The sequence below is a fragment of the Rhizobium sp. SEMIA4064 genome (genome assembly GCF_003025035.1).
Taxonomy (GTDB): Bacteria; Pseudomonadota; Alphaproteobacteria; order Rhizobiales; family Rhizobiaceae; genus Rhizobium; species Rhizobium paranaense.
On sequence record NZ_PYJN01000019.1, the window covers coordinates 62,606 to 81,617 of the forward strand.

The window sequence follows — 19,012 nt, forward strand, 5'->3', positions numbered from 1 at the left end:
TGGTTGCTCTTGCGCGCTCGATTCCGGCGAGCGCAAGCGGACCATATTAAAGTTGATTTTTGCAGTAAAGTATAAAGTTGATAATTTATGTCATATTTTATTGCGACCTATCGTCCTGTCACCTGAACCTCTTGCGTGAAGGACCAGCTAGGCTTGCCCCATTCCGGAGGCAGAGGCGGAAACGGCGCGGCGCGGCGAACACCGTCCGTGACGGCATCATCCAGTTCAGGAATGCCGGAACTCCGCGCTACGGAAAGTGAACTGAGTTCACCGCTCGCACCAATCGTCAGACGCACACGAACCGTTATGCCCTTTTCGTATTTCGAAGACAGGCGGACGGCGCGGCGAATGCGGGACTGCACTTTGCCTGGATAGTTGGCGACTGCCGCACTGCCCGAGCCCGTGCGCTGGCCGTCGGCCTGCGAATTCCCATTCGACTGCACCGTTTCCGTCCCTTCGGCAGAGCCCTTCTTCGAATCCTGCTCGCTCTCACCGCCGGAGCCAGCCTTCTTTGCGACCTCCGGCGGCTGCTTCTTGACGATATCCTTCGGCTTTTCGACCGGTTTGGCTGGCTGAACCGGTTTTTCGACCGGGGTCACCACTTCGGTAGGTGGCACGGCTGCTTGCGCGGTTTCCGCCGGCTGTACTTCAACGGGCTCCGCGGGCCGGACTTCGGCAGGCTCCGCATCCGTCGGCTGCGCCATTGCCGTCATCGGCTGAACCACTGTTGTCTCGGCCGGAGACTCAGTCGCCAGCACCTCCGGTTCCGGGCTGACGACGGTTTCCGGGGACACCTGTTGCAGCGGTTGCGACGGCTGCGCTACCTCCATGGTCTTGGGCATCGGCTGAACAGCTTCCGTTTCTGCGAGCTTTACGTCGGCTGGCTGCACCGTCTCCGGCTGCACGACATCTGCCGTTATCTCTTCGGGCTGCGGGTCCTTGCTTTCCTCACCTGCCGACATCTGGTCCATATCGGAGCTGCCGAGCATGATGACGCTGACGGTATCGCCCGCCTCTTCCACGGCATCTTCGGGCGCAGCAACCATCGTCACCAGCAAAGCGGCGACAATGGCGGCGTGAAAAAGGAAGGAGCCGAGGCAGGCGAAGGTGACTGTTCTCTTGCCCGTCGAAAGAGCCTGGTTCGGTCTCTCCGCCGGCAGCTCCATGATGGGCGGCTCTGACGCATCTGGCACAGGCTCGGCAGGATGGGCGGGAAAGGAACCAATTTGGGCAAAGCGGCTATAATGAACAACCGCCTCGGCGGCTGGCGGCCTCGGCAAGCCATCTAGGCCGGTTAGCTCGTGGCCTGGAAGGACGCTCGGATAATTGTCATTCATGTCACCGCCAGTGCGGCGACGCTCGATGGAAACCTTGACCGAGCGGGAGGCCATGATCTCAGCCTTCGAAAGGAACGTTGAGCTGCGAACGTGTCGTCAGCGCTGCTTTGCATTCGCCCGCCGCCGGACCATCGCACACCGGCGTGTCATTGATGATGATGCGGCTGACGCTCTCGCACTTCACCCCAGGCATATCGAATTGCCGCACCCGCTTCTTGCCGACCGGCAGGTCGCGGAAATCGAGGACGGTCACACGGTCGACTGCGTTCTTGTCGTTGAAGAAGGCGAGCTCGAAGGAGATCTTGCCGATCGGCGTCGCCAGATCGTTTTCCGCGACGAAGGTCATCATGCAGCCCTTCTGAGACGGCACGAGCGCGTTCAGTTCGACATTGAGCTTCGGCGCGTTCGTCGAAGCCGCAGTCGAATCCTGAGCGAAGGCCGGGAGGCAGGAGGCAATGGTGAACAGCCCGCCGGCAGCCACCGCCAAAATCGTCTTCGTCGGCATCGGCAATCTCTCCTGAATCTTTGCTGGCGAGCGCGGATCAATGCCGCGCGTTCATCGCCCAAAATTAAAACTTGACTCTCAAAGTCTTCTATTGCGTCTTTAGGAAACCTTGAGTATGTGAGTCAAGATAAATCTGGCCGGAGCAGAGCCCGGCTTCCTATGAATTTTCAGGCAAAACCAAGCAGGATGATTGCTGAGAAAACACCAATACAGCCGGTGCCGCCGACTGCCGCACCGCACATTAGAATTGTCGAGAGCACGGATATTTTTCGTGGCCAGACTGAAATCATGATCAGGCACGAGGGCGTCATCTACCGGATGAAAATCACGCGCCAAGGCAAACTCATTCTCAACAAATAGGCATTGCAGATGACTGAGACGACCAGAGAAACGACCCGATTGGCCCCAGCCGATATTCGCGCCTTTCGCGCCGAAAATTCGAAAATGCGCGAGCGCGATATCGCGGCTCGCTTGGGTGTTTCCGAAGCGGCCCTAGTCGCCGCTGAAGTCGGCATTTCCGCTACCCGCATCGATGCCGATGCCCACCGGTTCCTTGCCCACATTGCTTCCCTCGGCGAAGTCCTGGCGCTGTCGCGCAACGAAAGCGCGGTGCACGAAAAGATCGGGGCTTACGAAAACATCAAATCAGGCGCGCAGGCGGCCATCGTGCTCGGCGAAAATATCGACCTGCGCATCTTCCCGAAGCGCTGGGCGCATGCCTTCGCCGTCATCAAGACCGATGGCGACCAGCAGCGGCTCAGCCTGCAGTTCTTCGATAAGGCCGGCGACGCCGTTCATAAGGTGCATCTGCGCCCCGCCTCGGATGTCGAAGCCTATCACGCCATGGTCGCCGAACTGCGGCTCGAAGACCAGTCGCAGGATTTTGTCGAGGATCGCTCCGGCTATGACAACGGCGAGATCGACGGCGACGTCAGCCGGTACGAACTGCGCGACCACTGGAGCCGCATGACGGACACGCATGAATTCTTCGGCATGCTGAAAAAGCTGAAGATCGGCCGCCAGGCGGCAATCCGCACGGTCGGCGACGATTATGCCTGGAAACTGGAGACGAACGCGGTCGCCGAGATGATGCATACCGCCGTTCGCGAAGGTCTGCCGATCATGTGCTTCGTCGCCAATGACGGCATCGTGCAGATTCATTCCGGCCCGATCTTCAACGTGCAGGCCATGGGTCCGTGGATCAACATCATGGACCCCACCTTCCATCTGCATCTGCGCAAGGATCACATCGCCGAGGCCTGGGCCGTGCGTAAGCCGACGAAAGACGGTCACGTCACCTCGCTCGAAGCCTACAACGCCAAAGGCGAGATGATCATCCAGTTCTTCGGCAAGCGGAAGGAAGGCTTCGACGAGCGTCCCGACTGGCGCGCCATCATCGAAAATCTGCCGAAGGCCGACGCCAGCGTCGCCGCGTAAGGATCGAGCCATGACGATGCTGAAGAACCTCAAGCGCATCAAGCCGTGGGAAATCGCGCTGACCGCGCTGGTGATGGCTCTGCCGCTTGTTCCCGCGAGCCCGGTCAAGGGCGGCTATGGTCTGGTCGAGCGCGCTCATGCTGCGGAAGCGCCGAAGATCGATACATCCCGCCTCGTTTCGGTCGGCGGCGACGTCACCGAAATCATCTATGCGCTCGGCGAGGAAAGCAGGCTGATCGCCCGCGACTCCACCAGCACGTATCCGGAGGCGGCAGCCAAGTTGCCCGATGTCGGTTATATGCGGGCGCTGTCGCCGGAGGGCATCCTCGCCGTCAATCCGACCGCCATCGTTGCCGTGGACGGTTCCGGTCCGCCGGAGGCTTTGGCAGTGTTGCGCAATGCCAGCATACCTTTCGAGACAGTGCCGCAGACCTATGACCGCGCCGGCATCCTGAAGAAAATCGACGTCGTCGGCTCACTGCTCGGTGTGCCCGACAAGGCGAAGGCACTGGAAGACAAGGTTGCCGCCGATCTCGATGCGGCAATTGCAGACTCCGAGAAGCGCCCGCAGGCCGAACGCAAACGTGTGCTTTTCATCCTTAGCAACCAGAACGGCAAGATCCTCGCCTCCGGCAGCAATACCGCCGCCGAGGGCATCATCAAGCTTGCCGGGGCCATCAATGCCGTCGGCAATTTCTCAGGCTACAAGCCAATGACCGACGAAGCGATCATCGAGGCAAAGCCCGACGTGATCCTCATCATGGATCGCGAAGGTCCGCTGTCGATGAAAGACGACGACCTGTTGAAGCAGCCGGCAATTTCGCTGACACCCGCGGCCAGCCAAAAGGCGATCGTCCGCATGGATGGGCTGCATCTGCTCGGCTTCGGGCCGCGCACCGCAGGTGCCGTGCGCGAGCTGAATGCCGCGATCTACGGAGGCTGAGGGTGGCGCTCAACGAGGTCATGCCGGGGCTGAAGCGCATGTCGCACCGAAGGGACCGCCACCACCGCGAGGGCGACCGCACTGCACTCTCCCTCTTCGTGCTGACCGGCCTCGTCATCGCCGCCCTTCTTGCGTTCGCTTTTTCGATCACCACCGGCGCATCCGATGCCTCGATCGTCGACGTCATCGGCAGCATGGTGAACGGCGGCGCCGACAATGCGCTGAGCAACCGCGACCGCATCATCATCTTCGATATCCGCCTGCCCCGCGCCATTCTCGGATTCCTGATCGGTGGCGGGCTCGCAGTCTCCGGCGCGGTCATGCAGGGCCTGTTCCGAAATCCGCTGGCCGATCCCGGCCTGATCGGCATTTCGGCCGGCTCCAGCCTCGGCGCAGTGGGGATGATCGTCCTCGGCGGCATCCTCGCGCCGGTCGCACATGTCTTCGGCATCTTCTCTCTACCGATCGCAGCCTTTGTCGGCGGCCTCGTCACGACCATACTTCTCTACAGAGTGGCGACGCGACAGGGACTGACATCCATAGCGACCATGCTGCTGGCCGGCATTGCGCTCGGCGCGCTGGCGCTGGCAGCGACCGGCTTGCTGATCTATATGGCCGATGACCGGCAACTGCGCGATCTCACCTTCTGGAGCATGGGATCGCTCGCCGGCGCGACCTGGACCAAGATCGCCGCCACCGGACCGATCATCGTCCTTTCCATGCTACCACTGCCCTTCATGGCGCGCGGCCTCAATGCGCTGACGCTCGGCGAAGCAGCAGCCTTCCATATGGGCGTCGCTGTGCAGCGGCTGAAGAATATTGCCATCGTCAGCGTTGCGGCCGCGGTTGGCGCTTCCGTCGCGGTCAGCGGCGGCATCGGCTTCGTCGGCATCATCGTGCCGCATATCCTGCGCACGGCAATCGGCCCGGACCATCGCTTCCTGCTGCCGGCTTCCGCCCTGCTCGGCGGTTCGCTGCTGATCATCGCCGACGTGGTGGCCCGCACCGTCGTCTCGCCGGCCGAACTGCCGATCGGCATCATCACCGCGGGTGTCGGCGGGCCTTTCTTCCTGTGGATGCTGCTTCGGCAGCGTTCGCGCCTCAGCCTGTGAGGTTCCGATGATCGACGTCTCGAACCTTTCCGTCCGGCTCTCCGGCAAGACAGTCGTGCAGGATGTTTGCTTCACCGCCAAGGCCGGCGCGCTGACGGCGATTTGCGGGCCGAACGGCTCTGGCAAGACGACGATCATGAAGGCCATTTCGGGGGAAATCGCCTATCAGGGTTCGGTGCGCCTCAACGCATCGGAGATCGGCAGCCTTCAGGCTTGGCAACTGGCTGAAATGCGCGGCGTGCTGCCCCAGGCAAGCGCCATCTCGTTCCCTTTCACCGTTCGCGAAATTGTCCGTATGGGGCTGACCAGCGGGCGCAACAGCCATCCCGAACAGGCCGATCGCATCGCTGCCGAGGCGCTCTCCTCCGTCGATCTTGCCGGCTTCGAAGGGCGCTTCTATCAGGAGCTTTCCGGCGGGGAGCAACAACGCGTCCAACTCGCCCGGGTTCTATGCCAAATTTCCGAGCCTATCGTCGACGGTAAGCCCTGCTGGCTGCTTCTCGATGAGCCCGTCTCCAGTCTCGACATCAGCCACCAACTGACCATCATGACGCTCGCCCGGCAATTCTGCCGGCGCGGCGGCGGCGTCATCGCCGTCATGCATGATCTCAACCTGACCGCGCTCTTCGCCGACCAAATGGTCCTGCTCAAGAACGGGCGGTCGCGGGCAGCGGGTCCCGTGGGGGACGTTCTAACCGACCGGCATTTACAGGATGTCTTTGGCTGCGCGCTAAGGGTCAATCGTGTTCCCATCGACGGCGTCCCATTCGTTCTCGCCCATAGCGCACTGGCGGACTGACCTTCCTTTCGTCAAATCCGGAACTTTTCGTTGCATCGCCGCGTTGATGATCGGTGATCCAGATCAATGTTCTGCGCGATCATCAGCGCAATATGTCTGGCAGCATTCGCTCATCGCAAAAGCCGGCGCAGCTTTGCAGCGCCAGGCCAAAGACGCTAACGACGCAAGGGAGCAAGACCATGGCAACATCCATCCTCCATTCGGCGCGAGCTAAACGGAATGGCGGCAGCCTGCACGACCTCGAAGCCAGCATTGAGGAGCAGATCCAGCATCTGCGCAACGAAATTGCCGCTTTCGCCAAGATCGTCGGTGAAAACAGTGCTATCCAGAGTAAGACGATGCGCGCGCGCGCCGAGACCGGGTTCGAAGATTTGGCGGCTCGTGGCGAAGACTTGCTGCGTGACTTGCAGCACGGCTATACGAAGGGCACGCGCGAAATGCGCAGGACCGTGCGCCAACATCCCATTGCCACCATCGGGGCTGCTGCAGCTTTCGGATTGGCGTTCGCCCTGCTTCTGTCACGCCGCTAAGGAGCTGCAATGCTAGCTCCGCTCCTCGGCCTGTTTCTCTCGGGCACATTGAGCCGCACCGTTGCGCGTACAAAGCGCGACGGTGTTTTCATCGGTATCGCCACTGTCCTCCTTCTGACGGCCTATGCCTTTGCCCTCATAGCGGCCGCTATCTGGCTGGCAACGATCTATGGTCTAGCCGTTTCGGCGCTGCTGATTGCCGCCGGCGCGCTGCTGCTCGCCCTGATCCTTCTCGTCATCATGGTCATCATCGACAGGCAGGAAGAACGGCGTGCCCGCGAACGCCGCGCCGCCTTGGAATCAATGGCCGTCGCGGCGCTCGGCCTTGCAAAGTCGCAACCGCTGCTGACCGCTGCCATCGCTACCGCGCTGGTGTTCGGCAATCTGATCGGCACAAAGAGGCGAGATGATTGAGAGCGGCTTGATCAGGCCCGTATTGCAGCACATCACCGCAAACAGTTCAAATCCCATGAGCCGCCGGCAACGCCTAGAAATGTTGCCGTGCCCGCGCCACCAGGCGCGGACGACAGGGATGCAGATCACATGATTTAGAAGGCAAACGCCTTGGACGTCAAAGGCGCTGAAGTGGCGTCCGGGCCGAAGTCCGCTTCTCCGGAAATCTGCAGCAATTCCTGCAGACGCTGGCGGGCGCGGTTGACCCGGCTCTTGATGGTGCCGACAGCGCAGCCGCAGATTTCGGCAGCTTCTTCATAGGAAAAACCGGACGCGCCGACCAGGATGATGGCTTCGCGCTGATCGGGCGGCAATTGGTCCAGTGCCTTGCGGAAATCCTGCAGGTCGAGCGCACCGTATTGCGCGGGATGCGTCGCCATCGATTCCGTGAACAGGCCATCGCTGTCCTGCACCTCGCGGCCGCTCTTGCGCATCTGGCTGTAGAGTTCGTTGCGCAGGATGGTGAAGAGCCAGGCCTTCATATTGGTGCCCATCTCGAAATGGTCCTGCTTGGCCCAAGCCTTCATGATCGTGTCCTGCACGAGATCATCGGCTCGGTCGTGGCGGCCGGTCAACGAAATGGCAAAGGCACGCAGGCTCGGTAGGGCAGCCAGGAGTTCGCGCTTGAAGCTCGGTTGCGGTTCCATAACGCTTCCTCCTTAATCGGAGACTTTTGCGGAAGCCAAACGTTCGGCCTGATCCAGCTTCTCGAGCAGGTCGAGCAAGCGATCCGGGATAGCCTCATCCTGCGCCGCAGCATAGAATGAGCGCAACCGGTTGCCGATTTGATTGTTAGGATCGAGGATATCGACAGCACGCACGTCAGGCCGTTTGCGGTCCGCGTCCTCTTGATTCTGGGTGGTCATTTAGCCTGCTCACTTCCGCATTTCTTGCGTTCATGGATTCGGGGTGTACCTCTATGCACCCCAATGTGGAGGCCGCTGCCCTCCTCACGTCCCTTCTTGGCCCGAATTCGGAGAGGTTGAAGCCTACTGTTCGTCGGCAGGGTAATGTCTTTCCTCAAAAAAAGTTCCGATGCCGAGGAACTTTTTTACTGAATTTGCGTTTGTTTGTCATTGCAGTCTTGGAGGCTGTGTTTCAATTAGGAATTGATAAAGGGCGGGAGCCATTGATGACACTTTCCACACGCATTGCGCCGCATCTTCCCTATTTGCGCCGCTATTCCCGTGCGCTGACCGGGACACAGACATCGGGTGACGCCTATGTCGCGGCGGTTTTGGAAGCGATCATTGCCGATCTTTCCATCTTCCCAGACACGCCCAACGACCGCGTTGCACTCTATAAACTCTTCACTCAACTCTTCGGTTCCACGGCGATCCAGATTCCCGAGCCGACCTCGCCCTATGCGTGGGAACAGCGCGCTTCGGTCAATCTCGCCAAGGTTTCGCCGGTCGCGCGCCAGGCCTTCCTGCTCGCCTCCGTCGAAAACTTCCGTCTCGGCGAAATCGCCGACATTCTCGACGTGACGGAGACCGAAGCCATGAATCTGCTCGACAAGGCATCACAGGAAATTTCACGCCAAGTCGCGACAGACATCATGATCATCGAGGATGAACCGCTGATCGCGATGGATATCGAGCAGATGGTGGAAAGCCTCGGGCATCGGGTCACCGGCATCGCCCGCACCCATGCGGAGGCGGTTGCCCTGCACAATGCCACCAATCCCAGCATGGTGCTCGCCGACATTCAGCTTGCCGACGGCAGCTCCGGCATCGATGCTGTCAATGACATCCTCAAGACGTCGAGCATACCGGTCATTTTCATCACCGCTTTCCCCGAGCGGTTACTGACCGGCGAGCGGCCGGAGCCGACCTTCCTTGTGACCAAGCCATTCAATCCCGACATGGTGAAAGCTCTGATCAGCCAGGCGCTTTTCTTTAACGAAACCACAAAGGTGGCCGCCTGACCCGAATCGACATTTTGTCGCGGAACAAAAAAAGCAACCGGACGTTCCGGCTGCTTAGGGACGCTTTACCGACTGTTATAGCGAATGATTGTATAAACCGGATCGAGTTCTTCCGGCTGAGAATACCCTGTCGGCAGGGTTCTCGAAATTGGAGTGAAAGGCAAGCCGGTGAATACGACTGAACCATTATCCGGCACGCCTTTAAGTTTTGAAGGCAAGGTCGCTATGATGGAGCGGGCGCTGGGCAGCGCCGGTATCTCGATCCTCTTTCAAGACCCAAGCCTTGCGATCCGCTATGCGGAAAACTTGCCCGATCACCTGAAACCGTCCCTCATCATCGGCGGCACGGACATCCATCTCTTCGGCGAGAAGGATGGCGAACACCTGTCTCGGTTGAAACGCGGCGTGCTGGAAAGCGGCAAGCCCGTCAGCGCCGAAGTGGAGTTCGTGACCGGCGATGGCGTGCGCATTTACGAGCTGAAGATCGAGCGCATCGGAGGGCGCAAGCCGCAGGGCCTGCTCTCCGTCATCACCGAGGTCACCGAGAGCCGCCACCGCGAAAAAGTATTGAAATCGCTGCTGCGCGAGCTGTCGCATCGCTCCAAGAACCTTCTGGCGATCATCCAGGGCATTGCGACGCAGACGGCGCGTCATACGCTGTCGCTCGACAATTTCCTGATCAAGTTCCGCGGCCGCCTGCAATCCCTATCGAATTCGCAGGACCTGATCACCGATTCAAGCTGGCGCGGCGCCTATCTGTTCGAACTCGCCGAAAAGCAATTCGCCCCCTACTGGCCCGATGCGGGAGTGCCGATGCCGATCTACGGCATCAATGCGCATCTCACCCCGAATGCCGCAGTGCATCTCGGGCTTGCCCTGCATGAGCTGATCGTCAATTCCGCCTCGCATGGCGCCATCTCCGCCGGCGCCACCAGCATCACGCTGAACTGCAAGGAAGCAGAACTCGATGGTAAGAAGGCGATCGAGGTGGCTTGGTCGGAGCGCTTCTTTTTCCCCGCCGATCATGAGTTCGAGGACAACAGCTTCAGCCGCACCGTGCTGGAGCGGGTCGTGCCCACATCCATGAACGGACGCGCCCAGTTCGCCATCGACGACGACAGCATCGGCTATCGCCTGACAATACCCGAAACCGAATATGAAATCCTGAAGCGCCGGTCCTAGAGCAGTTTTCTGTCCGGAGCGGGAAAGCGATTCCGTGAAACGCTTTCCCGCTCTAGGCAAAGCTACAAAAGAAAACAGCCAGCGCGAGGGCGGCGCACTGGCTGCTTTTCACTCATCGGGAGGGGACCGTGAGTAGATGCCCGGTGATGAGTTTTGGGGGCGTGCATCGGTTGATGCGATCATCACCAGGACACCTCCTTAACGATGGCGCCGAACCTTGGTTCCATCTTTCTTAAAAAAATTTCGATTTTTTCTCCAGCATCTATCGCCAATGTCAAAAATGGGCGCCAACGGACCTTTGAGGCCGCGCTGAACTCGGAAGCTTACCGCTTTGCGCTCCGCTCAGCCGGCATCCGTTCCTCGAAAATAAAATCGAACCATATGTTTAGCGGAGACCCCTCGACTGGGTGCAGCACTGCATGATCGCGACAGCGCTGCCTGTGCTGACAATGGCAGAACGCTCCAAAATTTTACCGTTTGATAAATTTTTTATCCTGAGTTACCGTTCATACCACTGGCTGTTTACTATAATGAGGGAACTTCAATGGGACGCCTGGAAACTGGGATTCATAAAGGCAGGCTGACGCCGGCCGAATATGATGCGAACTTTTCCGATCTGCATCCGCGCCTTGATCGTCACGAGGCCTTGGTCGCTGCCGACCGCTGTTATTTCTGCTATGACGCGCCGTGCATGACGGCCTGTCCGACCTCCATCGACATTCCGCTGTTCATCCGGCAGATTTCGACTGGCAATCCGATTGGCTCGGCCAAGACGATCTTCGACCAGAACATCCTCGGCGGCATGTGCGCCCGCGTCTGTCCCACCGAACAGCTCTGCGAGCAGGCTTGCGTGCGCAACACTGCCGAAGAGCGCCCCGTCGAAATCGGCCGCCTACAGCGCTATGCCACTGACACGGCGATGGCCGAGAACAAGCAGTTCTACGCTCGGGCCGCCTCCACCGGCAAGAAGATCGCTGTCGTTGGCGCCGGTCCAGCCGGCCTCGCCTGCGCCCACCGCCTCGCAGTGAATGGCCACGACGTCACCATTTTCGACGCCCGCCAAAAGGCCGGCGGCCTCAATGAATATGGCATCGCCACCTACAAGACGGTCGATGATTTCGCCCAGAAGGAAGTCGACTACGTGCTGTCGATCGGCGGCATCGAAGTGAAGAACGGCCAGGCACTCGGCCGCGATTTCAGCCTTGCCGATCTTTCGTCGCAGTATGATGCCGTCTTCCTCGGCCTCGGCCTTGCCGGCGTCAACGCATTGCGTGCCGAAGGCGAAGATCTCGACGGTGTTGCCGATGCCGTCGGCTATATCGCCGATCTGCGCCAGGCCAAGAACAAGGCAGACATCGCCATCGGCCGCCGCGTCGTCGTCCTTGGCGGCGGCATGACCGCGATTGATGCCGCCGTGCAGGCAAAGCTGCTCGGCGCCGAAGAGGTGACGATCTGTTATCGCCGCGGCAAGGAGAATATGAACGCCTCGGAATACGAGCAGGATCTCGCCGCCTCCAAGGGCGTCATCATCCGCCACTGGCTGGCGCCAAAGCGCATTCTCGACAAGGACGGCAAGGTCGCCGGCATCGAAGTCGAATATACCGAATTGCGCGACGGCAAGCTGACCGGCACCGGCGATACCGGCGTCATCGCCGCCGATCAGATCTTCAAGGCAATCGGCCAGACATTCGAGGCCTCCGGATTAGGCGCGTTGCGCATGGAATCCGGCCGCATCTCCATCGACGGCGAAGGCCGGACCTCGCTCGAGGGCATCTGGGCCGGCGGCGACTGCGTGCTCGGCGGCGACGACCTGACGGTCTCCGCTGTTGCACAGGGTCGCGACGCGGCCGAATCCATCAACCGTGCGCTCGCTGCCGCCAAGCCGGCCGCTGCAGTCGCCTGAAAGGAGAACCAACATGGCTGATCTCCGCAATAATTTCGTTGGCATCAAATCCCCAAACCCGTTCTGGCTCGCCTCGGCGCCGCCGACCGACAAGGCCTACAACGTCGAACGCGCCTTCAAGGCCGGTTGGGGCGGCGTGGTTTGGAAGACCCTCGGCGAGGAAGGCCCGCCGGTCGTCAACGTCAACGGTCCGCGCTACGGCGCGATCTGGGGCGCCGACCGCCGCCTGCTCGGCCTTAACAACATCGAGTTGATCACCGATCGCGACCTCTACACCAACCTGCGCGAAATGAAGCAGGTGAAGATGAACTGGCCGGACCGCGCCCTGATCGCCTCGATCATGGTTCCCTGCGAGGAACAGGCCTGGAAGGCCATCCTGCCGCTGGTGGAAGAAACCGGCGCGGATGGCATCGAGCTCAATTTCGGCTGTCCGCACGGCATGTCTGAACGCGGCATGGGCTCCGCGGTCGGACAGGTGCCGGAATATATCGAAATGGTCGTGCGCTGGTGCAAGCAGTACACCCGCATGCCCGTCATCACCAAGCTGACGCCGAATATCACCGACATCCGCAAGCCCGCCCGGGCAGCCAAGGCCGGTGGCACCGACGCCGTGTCGCTGATCAACACGATCAACTCGATCGTTTCCGTCGATCTCGACAATTTCGCGCCGAACCCGACGGTCGGCGGCAAGGGCAGCCATGGCGGCTATTGCGGCCCGGCCGTCAAGCCGATCGCGCTCAACATGGTGGCCGAGATAGCGCGCGATCCCGAAACCTACGGCCTGCCGATCTCCGGCATCGGCGGCATCACCACCTGGCGTGACGCAGCTGAATTCCTGGCTCTCGGCGCCGGTAACGTGCAGGTCTGTACCGCCGCAATGACCTATGGCTTCAAGATCGTCCAGGAAATGATATCCGGCCTCTCCGATTGGATGGACGAAAAGGGCCACAGCAATCTGGACGACATCATCGGCCGTGCCGTGCCGAATGTTTCCGACTGGCAGTATCTCAACCTCAACTACATCGCCAAGGCGAAGATCGATCAGGACGCCTGCATCAAATGCGGTCGCTGCTATATCGCCTGCGAAGACACCTCGCACCAGGCCATCACCAACATGGTCGACGGCGCCAGACACTTCGAGGTGATGGATGAGGAATGCGTCGGCTGCAATCTCTGCGTCAGCGTCTGTCCCGTCGAGAACTGCATCACCATGGAAGCCTTGCCGGCCGGCAGCCTCGACAAGCGCACCGGCAAGACCGTCGACCCGAACTATGCCAACTGGACGACCCATCCGAACAATCCGATGGCCCGGCAGGCGGCGGAGTAACACTGGCGACAATTCGCTTGAACATAAAGAGGCGGTCGCAGCTTGCTGCGGCCGCCTCTTCGTAGCTGGCATCGGCCTCATTCAAAAAACATGTTTCGCGGCTCGCGGAAGCATAGAAAACGAGCTATGGGGCACGCGCTGCGAATAATCGCAAAAATAACAATCCAAAGGAGGCGACCATGTCACGCAAGTCCCACACCCTCCACGACGTGAGCTTTTGAGGTCACGTCCAAACGACGTAAGGCTTTCCCATCGGAATCGCGGGTTAAGACTGGCTCACAATTCGTTCATGGCGATGTCGAGCTGATCGAAAAACTCGGCCGCAACGATCCCTGCCCCTGCGGTTCTCGGAGGCGGTTTCAAGAATTGCTGCCTGAAATCAGGCCGCTATGACGGCATCGAGCGGGACTACTATTTTTAGAGATCGGAACTGAGTTCAATCAGCCTGGCATGTGTGACGCAATTTCTTTCGAGGATTGCGTCACCGCTCAAGTGTGGCGCATGCGGAGCCCGTCGACGAAAAGCTGTTCGAGGTACCGTGCCGCATCCTCGAAACGCCCCTCCCCTGAATGTTCCTGCCCGAGCACCGCGCGCACCTGCACGTCGAAATCCGCATAATGCTGCGTCGTCGACCAGATGGAGAAGATCAGGTGATAGGGATCGCATTTGGCGATCTTGCCGGCCTTCGCCCAGGCGCGGATGACCTCGGCCTTTTCATCGACAAGGCTCTTCAGCGGACCTCGGAGCTCATCCTCCACATGCGGCGCTCCCTGCAGCATCTCGTTGGCGAACAGGCGGCTTTCCCGCGGAAAATCGCGGGCCATCTCCAGCTTGCGGCGGATATAGGAGCGGATCTCGCTTTCGGGATTGCCATTGGCGTCGAAGGCGCGCAGCGGCTCCAGCCAGGTGAATAGCACCCGGTCGATCAGCGCGCGGTGCATGGCTTCTTTTGTCCGGAAATAGTAGAGCAGATTGGGTTTCGACATGCCGGCGACCTCGGCGATCTGGTCGATGGTCGAGCCGCGAAAGCCATGCACGGAGAATACGTCCAGCGCGGCCTCGAGTATTACTTCTTCTTTTTCTTCCTGAATTCGAGTGCGGCGTTGCGTCTTGGCGGCTCTGGGGATGGCCATGTCTGGTTTGTTTCTCCTTGAAATCCAAGCCCTTCGGCCAAGCTCTCATTCCCCTGCCCATGCTTTAATTTTGGGCAACTGCCTGTAATTTTGTCGGGAATTTTCGTGCTTTTCGTCTTGAGCGCCGCCACGGAAGTTGTAATGTTTACCAATCGGTCAAATTATCCGTCAGATGTCTTTTAAAGGCAACCGGCGATTTTCCGGGGCGAGAAAAACAAGCAAGCGCGCCGGAAGCGACCATCGGGAACAATTGGGCATGCGCCTTGCATGACCCGGGAAAAACAGGTGAGGATTGCATCATGGTGGCAACGCCAGGAGAAAACATGCGTATCAATGGCGATCGCCTTTGGGACGCACTGATGGACATGGCGAAGATCGGCCCCGGCATCGCCGGCGGCAATAATCGCCAGACGCTCACCGACGCCGACGCCGAAGGCCGAAGCCTTTTCAAGACATGGTGCGACGAGGCCGGCTTGAAAGTAGGTGTCGACAAGATGGGCACGATGTTCGCGACCCGCCCCGGCACCGATCCGAACGCCCTGCCGGTCTACGTCGGCTCGCATCTCGACACCCAGCCGACCGGCGGCAAATATGATGGTGTGCTCGGCGTGCTCGGCGCGCTGGAGGTTGTTCGCACGATGAACGATCTCGGCATCAAGACCAAGCATCCGATCGTGGTCACCAATTGGGCCAATGAAGAAGGTGCTCGTTTCGCCCCTGCCATGCTCGCCTCCGGCGTCTTCGCCGGCGTGCATTCGCTGGACTATGCCTATGGCCGCAAGGACCCCGAGGGTAAAACCTACGGCGAGGAACTGAAGCGCATTGGGTGGCTCGGCGATGAAGAGGTCGGCAGCCGCAAGATGCATGCCTATTTCGAATATCACATCGAACAGGGACCTATCCTCGAAGCCGAAGACAAGACCATCGGCGTCGTCACGCACTGTCAGGGCCTGTGGTGGCTGGAATTCACGCTGACCGGCAAGGAAGCGCATACCGGCTCGACGCCGATGAACATGCGCGTCAATGCCGGGCTTGCCATGTCGCGCATCATCGAAATGGTGCAGGGTGTGGCGATGGAAAACCAGCCGGGCGCCGTCGGCGGTGTCGGCCAGGTCTTCTTCTCGCCAAATTCGCGCAACGTGCTGCCGGGCAAGGTGGTCTTCACGGTCGACATCCGCTCGCCCGACAAGGCGAAGCTCGACCGCATGCGCGCCAAGATCGAGGCTGAAGCGCCTGGTATCTGCGACGCCCTCGGCGTCGGCTGTTCCGTCGAAGCCATCGGCCATTTCGAACCGGTGACCTTCGATCCGAAGCTCGTCACCGCGGTGCGCGACGCGGCAGAGAAGCTGGGCTACAGCCACATGAACCTCATCTCCGGCGCCGGCCACGACGCCTGCTGGGCCGCCAAGGTGGCACCGGCCACCATGGTCATGTGCCCCTGCGTCGGCGGCCTGTCGCACAACGAGGCCGAGGAGATTTCCAAGGAATGGGCGACCGCAGGTGCGGATGTCCTGTTCCACGCGGTCCTGGAGACTGCGGAGATTGTGGCGTGACGGCCATCCTCGCGCAGCACCAGACATTCACACATCGGGAGCAGACACCATGAGCACAGTCATCAAGGGTGGAACCATCGTCACGGCCGACTTGACCTATAAGGCCGATGTCAAGGTCGAAGGCGGTAAGATTGTCGAGATCGGGCAGAACCTGTCCGGCAATGAAGTGCTCGACGCCACGGGCTGCTATGTCATGCCGGGCGGCATCGATCCGCATACGCATCTCGAAATGCCATTCATGGGCACCTATTCCTCGGACGATTTCGAGAGCGGCACCCGCGCTGCCCTTGCCGGCGGCACGACGATGGTGGTGGATTTTGCCCTGCCCTCGCCGGGCCAATCGCTGCTCGAAGCGCTGACCATGTGGGACAACAAGTCGACGCGGGCAAATTGTGATTACTCCTTCCACATGGCGATTACCTGGTGGAGCGAGCAGGTCTTCAACGAGATGGAAGCCGTCGTCCGCGAAAAGGGCATCAACACCTTCAAGCACTTCATGGCCTATAAGGGCGCCCTGATGGTGGATGACGACGAGATGTTCTCCTCCTTCCAGCGCTGCGCCGAACTCGGCGCGCTGCCGCTCGTTCACGCCGAGAATGGCGACGTGGTCGCGCAGATGCAGGCGAAACTGCTTGCCGAAGGCAATAACGGTCCGGAAGCACACGCCTATTCCCGCCCCGCGGAGGTCGAAGGCGAAGCGACGAACCGCGCCATCATGATTGCCGACATGGCCGGCAGCCCGGTCTACATCGTGCACACCTCCTGCGAACAGGCGCACGAAGCCATCCGCCGCGCCCGTCAGAAGGGCATGCGCGTCTATGGCGAACCCTTGATCCAGCACTTGACGCTCGATGAGAGCGAATATGCCAATGCCGATTGGGACCATGCCGCCCGCCGCGTCATGTCGCCGCCCTTCCGCAACAAGCAGCATCAGGACAGCCTCTGGGCCGGCCTCGCTTCCGGCTCCCTGCAGGTGGTGGCCACCGACCATTGCGCCTTCACGACCGCGCAGAAGCGTTTCGGCCTGAATGACTTCACCAAGATTCCGAACGGCACCGGCGGCCTGGAAGACCGCATGCCGATGCTCTGGACCCATGGCGTCAACACCGGCCGCCTGACCATGAACGAGTTCGTCGCGGTGACGTCGACCAACATCGCCAAAATCCTCAACGTCTATCCGAAGAAGGGCGCGATCCTCGTCGGCGCCGATGCCGATATCGTCGTCTGGGACCCGAAGCGTTCGAAGACCATCTCTGCCAACACTCAACAGTCGGCGATCGACTATAACGTCTTCGAAGGCAAGCAGGTGACGGGCCTGCCGCGCTACACGCTAACCCGCGGTGTGGTTGCCATCGAGGAAGGCACGGTCAAGACGCAGCAGGGGCATGGCGAGTTCGTCAAGCGCGAGCCTTTCACCGCCGCCAACCGCGCACTCTCGACCTGGAAAGAGGTCACCGCGCCGCGCAAGGTTCAGCGCAGCGGCATCCCCGCAAGCGGGGTGTGACGCTTGGCAACGGCGTTCCGGTCCATCAGCTCACAACGGCACATATCGCTCCAGATCCGGCAGCAGGACGACACTTTCCTGCTCGTTCGGGTCGGTGCGGGCGATGATGGCTGTCGCCGGCCGGTCGCTGAGATTGGCGGGCAGATGCGGAACGCCGGCCGGAATGTAGAACATCTCGCCGGCATGAACGACAACATGCTCTTCCAATTGATCGCCGAACCAGCAATGCGTCTCGCCGGACAAAGCGTAAATCGCCGTCTCATGCGCGGCATGCAGGTGCGCCTTGGCGCGTCCGCCCGGGGGAATCGTCAGGAGATGCATGCAGATGCCTGTCGAACCCACTGTCTCGGCGGCAATCCCTTCGAAATAGTTGAAGCCTTGTTTCCCGGCATAGGTGCTGCCGGGCTGCACGATGCGGCAGGTTGGCTTCGATGAAACGCTCATGCCATTCCTCCATAAAATTCGATAGATCTGCGGCATCCTCCGGTTCTAAAACCACCGCGATGCCGTATAGGATAACACGCAATCCGCCTCGGCTGCGCGGCGAAAACATGACTGGTAGGTGTTAATGACGTCATCCGCTCCCTCCGTCGTCTCCGCGCGGAACCTCTGCCTCACCTACGAGACAAATGACGGGCCGGTGCATGCACTGAGCAATGTCGATCTCGACGTGCGGAAGGGCGATTTCGTCTCTTTCATCGGCCCGTCCGGCTGCGGCAAGACCACGTTCCTGCGCGTCATCGCCGATCTTGAGCGCAAGACCTCCGGCGACATCACCGTCAACGGCATGACGCCGGAAGAGGCGCGCACCAACCGCGCCTATGGCTACGTTTTTCAGGCGGCTGCCCTTTATCCCTGGCGCACGATCGAAAAGAACATCGCTCTGCCGCTGGAGATCATGGGCTATGCGAAGAGCGATCAGGCCAAGCGCATCGAGCAGACGCTTGATCTGGTCAACCTCACCGGCTTCGCGCACAAATATCCCTGGCAGCTCTCCGGAGGCATGCAGCAGCGCGCCTCCATCGCCCGCGCGCTCGCCTTCGATGCCGACCTGCTGCTGATGGACGAACCCTTCGGTGCCCTCGACGAGATCGTGCGCGATCACCTCAACGAAGCGCTGCTGAAACTTTGGAAGCGAACGAACAAGACCATCTGTTTCGTGACGCACTCGATCCCGGAGGCGGTTTATCTCTCCACCAAGATCGTCGTCATGTCGCCGCGCCCCGGCCGCGTCACCGATGTCATCGAATCCTCCCTTCCGCACGAACGCCCACTGGGTATTCGCGAAACCCCGGAATTTCTGGAGATCGCCCATCGTGTCCGCGACGGGCTGAGAGCCGGGCATAGCTATGAGGAATAGGATCACG

Annotated in this window: 21 protein-coding genes; 15 read left to right on the forward strand and 6 right to left on the reverse strand. The window is 60.4% G+C overall.

Translation table 11 applies throughout. The annotated features are described in order from the left end of the window. Positions 1-107: 107 nt before the first annotated feature. Both C9E91_RS14050 and C9E91_RS14055 read right to left on the reverse strand, forming a co-directional pair. Positions 108-1,391: an energy transducer TonB gene (locus C9E91_RS14050; RefSeq protein ID WP_107108923.1), complete on the reverse strand. Its 1,284-nt coding sequence runs from the start codon at positions 1,389-1,391 to the stop codon at positions 108-110. Positions 1,392-1,395: 4 nt separating this feature from the next. Then, a complete protein-coding gene (locus C9E91_RS14055; protein ID WP_107108924.1) occupies positions 1,396-1,842 on the reverse strand; it encodes a hypothetical protein in 447 nt (148 codons plus the stop codon). A 186-nt stretch (positions 1,843-2,028) separates the two neighbouring features. Between C9E91_RS14055 and hemP the strand changes: the two genes are divergently transcribed. The 7 genes from hemP (at position 2,029) to C9E91_RS14090 (ending at position 7,077) form a co-directional block, all read left to right on the forward strand. Continuing rightward, the gene (gene hemP / locus C9E91_RS14060) at positions 2,029-2,202 is read left to right on the forward strand and encodes a hemin uptake protein HemP (protein WP_107109434.1); all 174 of its coding nucleotides are present in this window, start codon (positions 2,029-2,031) and stop codon (positions 2,200-2,202) included. A gap of 9 nt (positions 2,203-2,211) precedes the next feature. After that, positions 2,212-3,279, forward strand: coding sequence for a hemin-degrading factor (locus tag C9E91_RS14065; RefSeq protein ID WP_107108925.1), 1,068 nt, complete (start codon positions 2,212-2,214; stop codon positions 3,277-3,279). A 10-nt stretch (positions 3,280-3,289) separates the two neighbouring features. Beyond that, the gene (locus C9E91_RS14070; protein ID WP_107108926.1) at positions 3,290-4,222 is read left to right on the forward strand and encodes a heme/hemin ABC transporter substrate-binding protein; all 933 of its coding nucleotides are present in this window, start codon (positions 3,290-3,292) and stop codon (positions 4,220-4,222) included. Between the two features lie 20 nt (positions 4,223-4,242). Next, positions 4,243-5,334 carry a FecCD family ABC transporter permease gene (locus C9E91_RS14075; RefSeq protein ID WP_414124142.1) on the forward strand — a complete coding sequence of 364 codons (1,092 nt, stop codon included), beginning with the start codon at positions 4,243-4,245 and terminating at the stop codon, positions 5,332-5,334. 7 nt (positions 5,335-5,341) lie between these two features. After that, positions 5,342-6,133, forward strand: coding sequence for a heme ABC transporter ATP-binding protein (locus C9E91_RS14080; protein WP_107108927.1), 792 nt, complete (start codon positions 5,342-5,344; stop codon positions 6,131-6,133). Between the two features lie 179 nt (positions 6,134-6,312). Further along, positions 6,313-6,663, forward strand: coding sequence for a DUF883 family protein (locus C9E91_RS14085; protein ID WP_107109436.1), 351 nt, complete (start codon positions 6,313-6,315; stop codon positions 6,661-6,663). 9 nt (positions 6,664-6,672) lie between these two features. Beyond that, positions 6,673-7,077 carry a hypothetical protein gene (locus tag C9E91_RS14090; RefSeq protein WP_107108928.1) on the forward strand — a complete coding sequence of 135 codons (405 nt, stop codon included), beginning with the start codon at positions 6,673-6,675 and terminating at the stop codon, positions 7,075-7,077. A gap of 134 nt (positions 7,078-7,211) precedes the next feature. Here the strand turns inward: C9E91_RS14090 and C9E91_RS14095 are convergent, their stop codons facing one another. Both C9E91_RS14095 and C9E91_RS14100 read right to left on the reverse strand, forming a co-directional pair. Beyond that, positions 7,212-7,763 (reverse strand): RNA polymerase sigma factor, encoded by a 552-nt coding sequence (locus C9E91_RS14095; RefSeq protein WP_107108929.1) that lies wholly within the window; start codon positions 7,761-7,763, stop codon positions 7,212-7,214. 12 nt (positions 7,764-7,775) lie between these two features. Beyond that, positions 7,776-7,982 (reverse strand): NepR family anti-sigma factor, encoded by a 207-nt coding sequence (locus C9E91_RS14100; protein ID WP_107108930.1) that lies wholly within the window; start codon positions 7,980-7,982, stop codon positions 7,776-7,778. Positions 7,983-8,248: 266 nt separating this feature from the next. Here C9E91_RS14100 and C9E91_RS14105 point away from each other — a divergent pair, with 266 nt between their 5' ends. From C9E91_RS14105 to C9E91_RS20000, 5 genes are all read left to right on the forward strand, one after another. Further along, entirely contained in the window at positions 8,249-9,043 is a 795-nt protein-coding gene (locus C9E91_RS14105; RefSeq protein WP_107108931.1) for a response regulator, read from the forward strand. A gap of 225 nt (positions 9,044-9,268) precedes the next feature. Beyond that, positions 9,269-10,225, forward strand: a complete 957-nt coding sequence (locus C9E91_RS14110; protein WP_181316102.1) for a sensor histidine kinase — start codon at positions 9,269-9,271, stop codon at positions 10,223-10,225. Between the two features lie 544 nt (positions 10,226-10,769). Beyond that, positions 10,770-12,128: an NAD(P)-dependent oxidoreductase gene (locus tag C9E91_RS14115; protein WP_107108933.1), complete on the forward strand. Its 1,359-nt coding sequence runs from the start codon at positions 10,770-10,772 to the stop codon at positions 12,126-12,128. A 13-nt stretch (positions 12,129-12,141) separates the two neighbouring features. Further along, the gene (gene preA, locus C9E91_RS14120) at positions 12,142-13,455 is read left to right on the forward strand and encodes an NAD-dependent dihydropyrimidine dehydrogenase subunit PreA (RefSeq protein ID WP_107108934.1); all 1,314 of its coding nucleotides are present in this window, start codon (positions 12,142-12,144) and stop codon (positions 13,453-13,455) included. A gap of 306 nt (positions 13,456-13,761) precedes the next feature. Next, positions 13,762-13,848 carry an SEC-C metal-binding domain-containing protein gene (locus tag C9E91_RS20000; RefSeq protein ID WP_245276515.1) on the forward strand — a complete coding sequence of 29 codons (87 nt, stop codon included), beginning with the start codon at positions 13,762-13,764 and terminating at the stop codon, positions 13,846-13,848. Positions 13,849-13,943: 95 nt separating this feature from the next. Here the strand turns inward: C9E91_RS20000 and rutR are convergent, their stop codons facing one another. Continuing rightward, on the reverse strand, positions 13,944-14,588 hold the full coding sequence (rutR, locus tag C9E91_RS14130; RefSeq protein WP_028751882.1) for an HTH-type transcriptional regulator RutR: 645 nt from the start codon (positions 14,586-14,588) through the stop codon (positions 13,944-13,946). A 299-nt stretch (positions 14,589-14,887) separates the two neighbouring features. On the opposite strand from rutR, the gene C9E91_RS14135 reads away from it, so the two are divergent. Both C9E91_RS14135 and hydA read left to right on the forward strand, forming a co-directional pair. Beyond that, complete coding sequence (locus C9E91_RS14135; protein ID WP_107108935.1) at positions 14,888-16,141, forward strand: Zn-dependent hydrolase; 1,254 nt, start codon at positions 14,888-14,890, stop codon at positions 16,139-16,141. A 49-nt stretch (positions 16,142-16,190) separates the two neighbouring features. Then, positions 16,191-17,645 carry a dihydropyrimidinase gene (gene hydA / locus C9E91_RS14140; RefSeq protein WP_107108936.1) on the forward strand — a complete coding sequence of 485 codons (1,455 nt, stop codon included), beginning with the start codon at positions 16,191-16,193 and terminating at the stop codon, positions 17,643-17,645. Between the two features lie 30 nt (positions 17,646-17,675). Here the strand turns inward: hydA and C9E91_RS14145 are convergent, their stop codons facing one another. After that, on the reverse strand, positions 17,676-18,089 hold the full coding sequence (locus C9E91_RS14145) for a cupin domain-containing protein (RefSeq protein ID WP_107108937.1): 414 nt from the start codon (positions 18,087-18,089) through the stop codon (positions 17,676-17,678). A 124-nt stretch (positions 18,090-18,213) separates the two neighbouring features. On the opposite strand from C9E91_RS14145, the gene C9E91_RS14150 reads away from it, so the two are divergent. Then, entirely contained in the window at positions 18,214-19,005 is a 792-nt protein-coding gene (locus tag C9E91_RS14150) for an ABC transporter ATP-binding protein (RefSeq protein WP_107108938.1), read from the forward strand. Positions 19,006-19,012 lie beyond the last annotated feature (7 nt).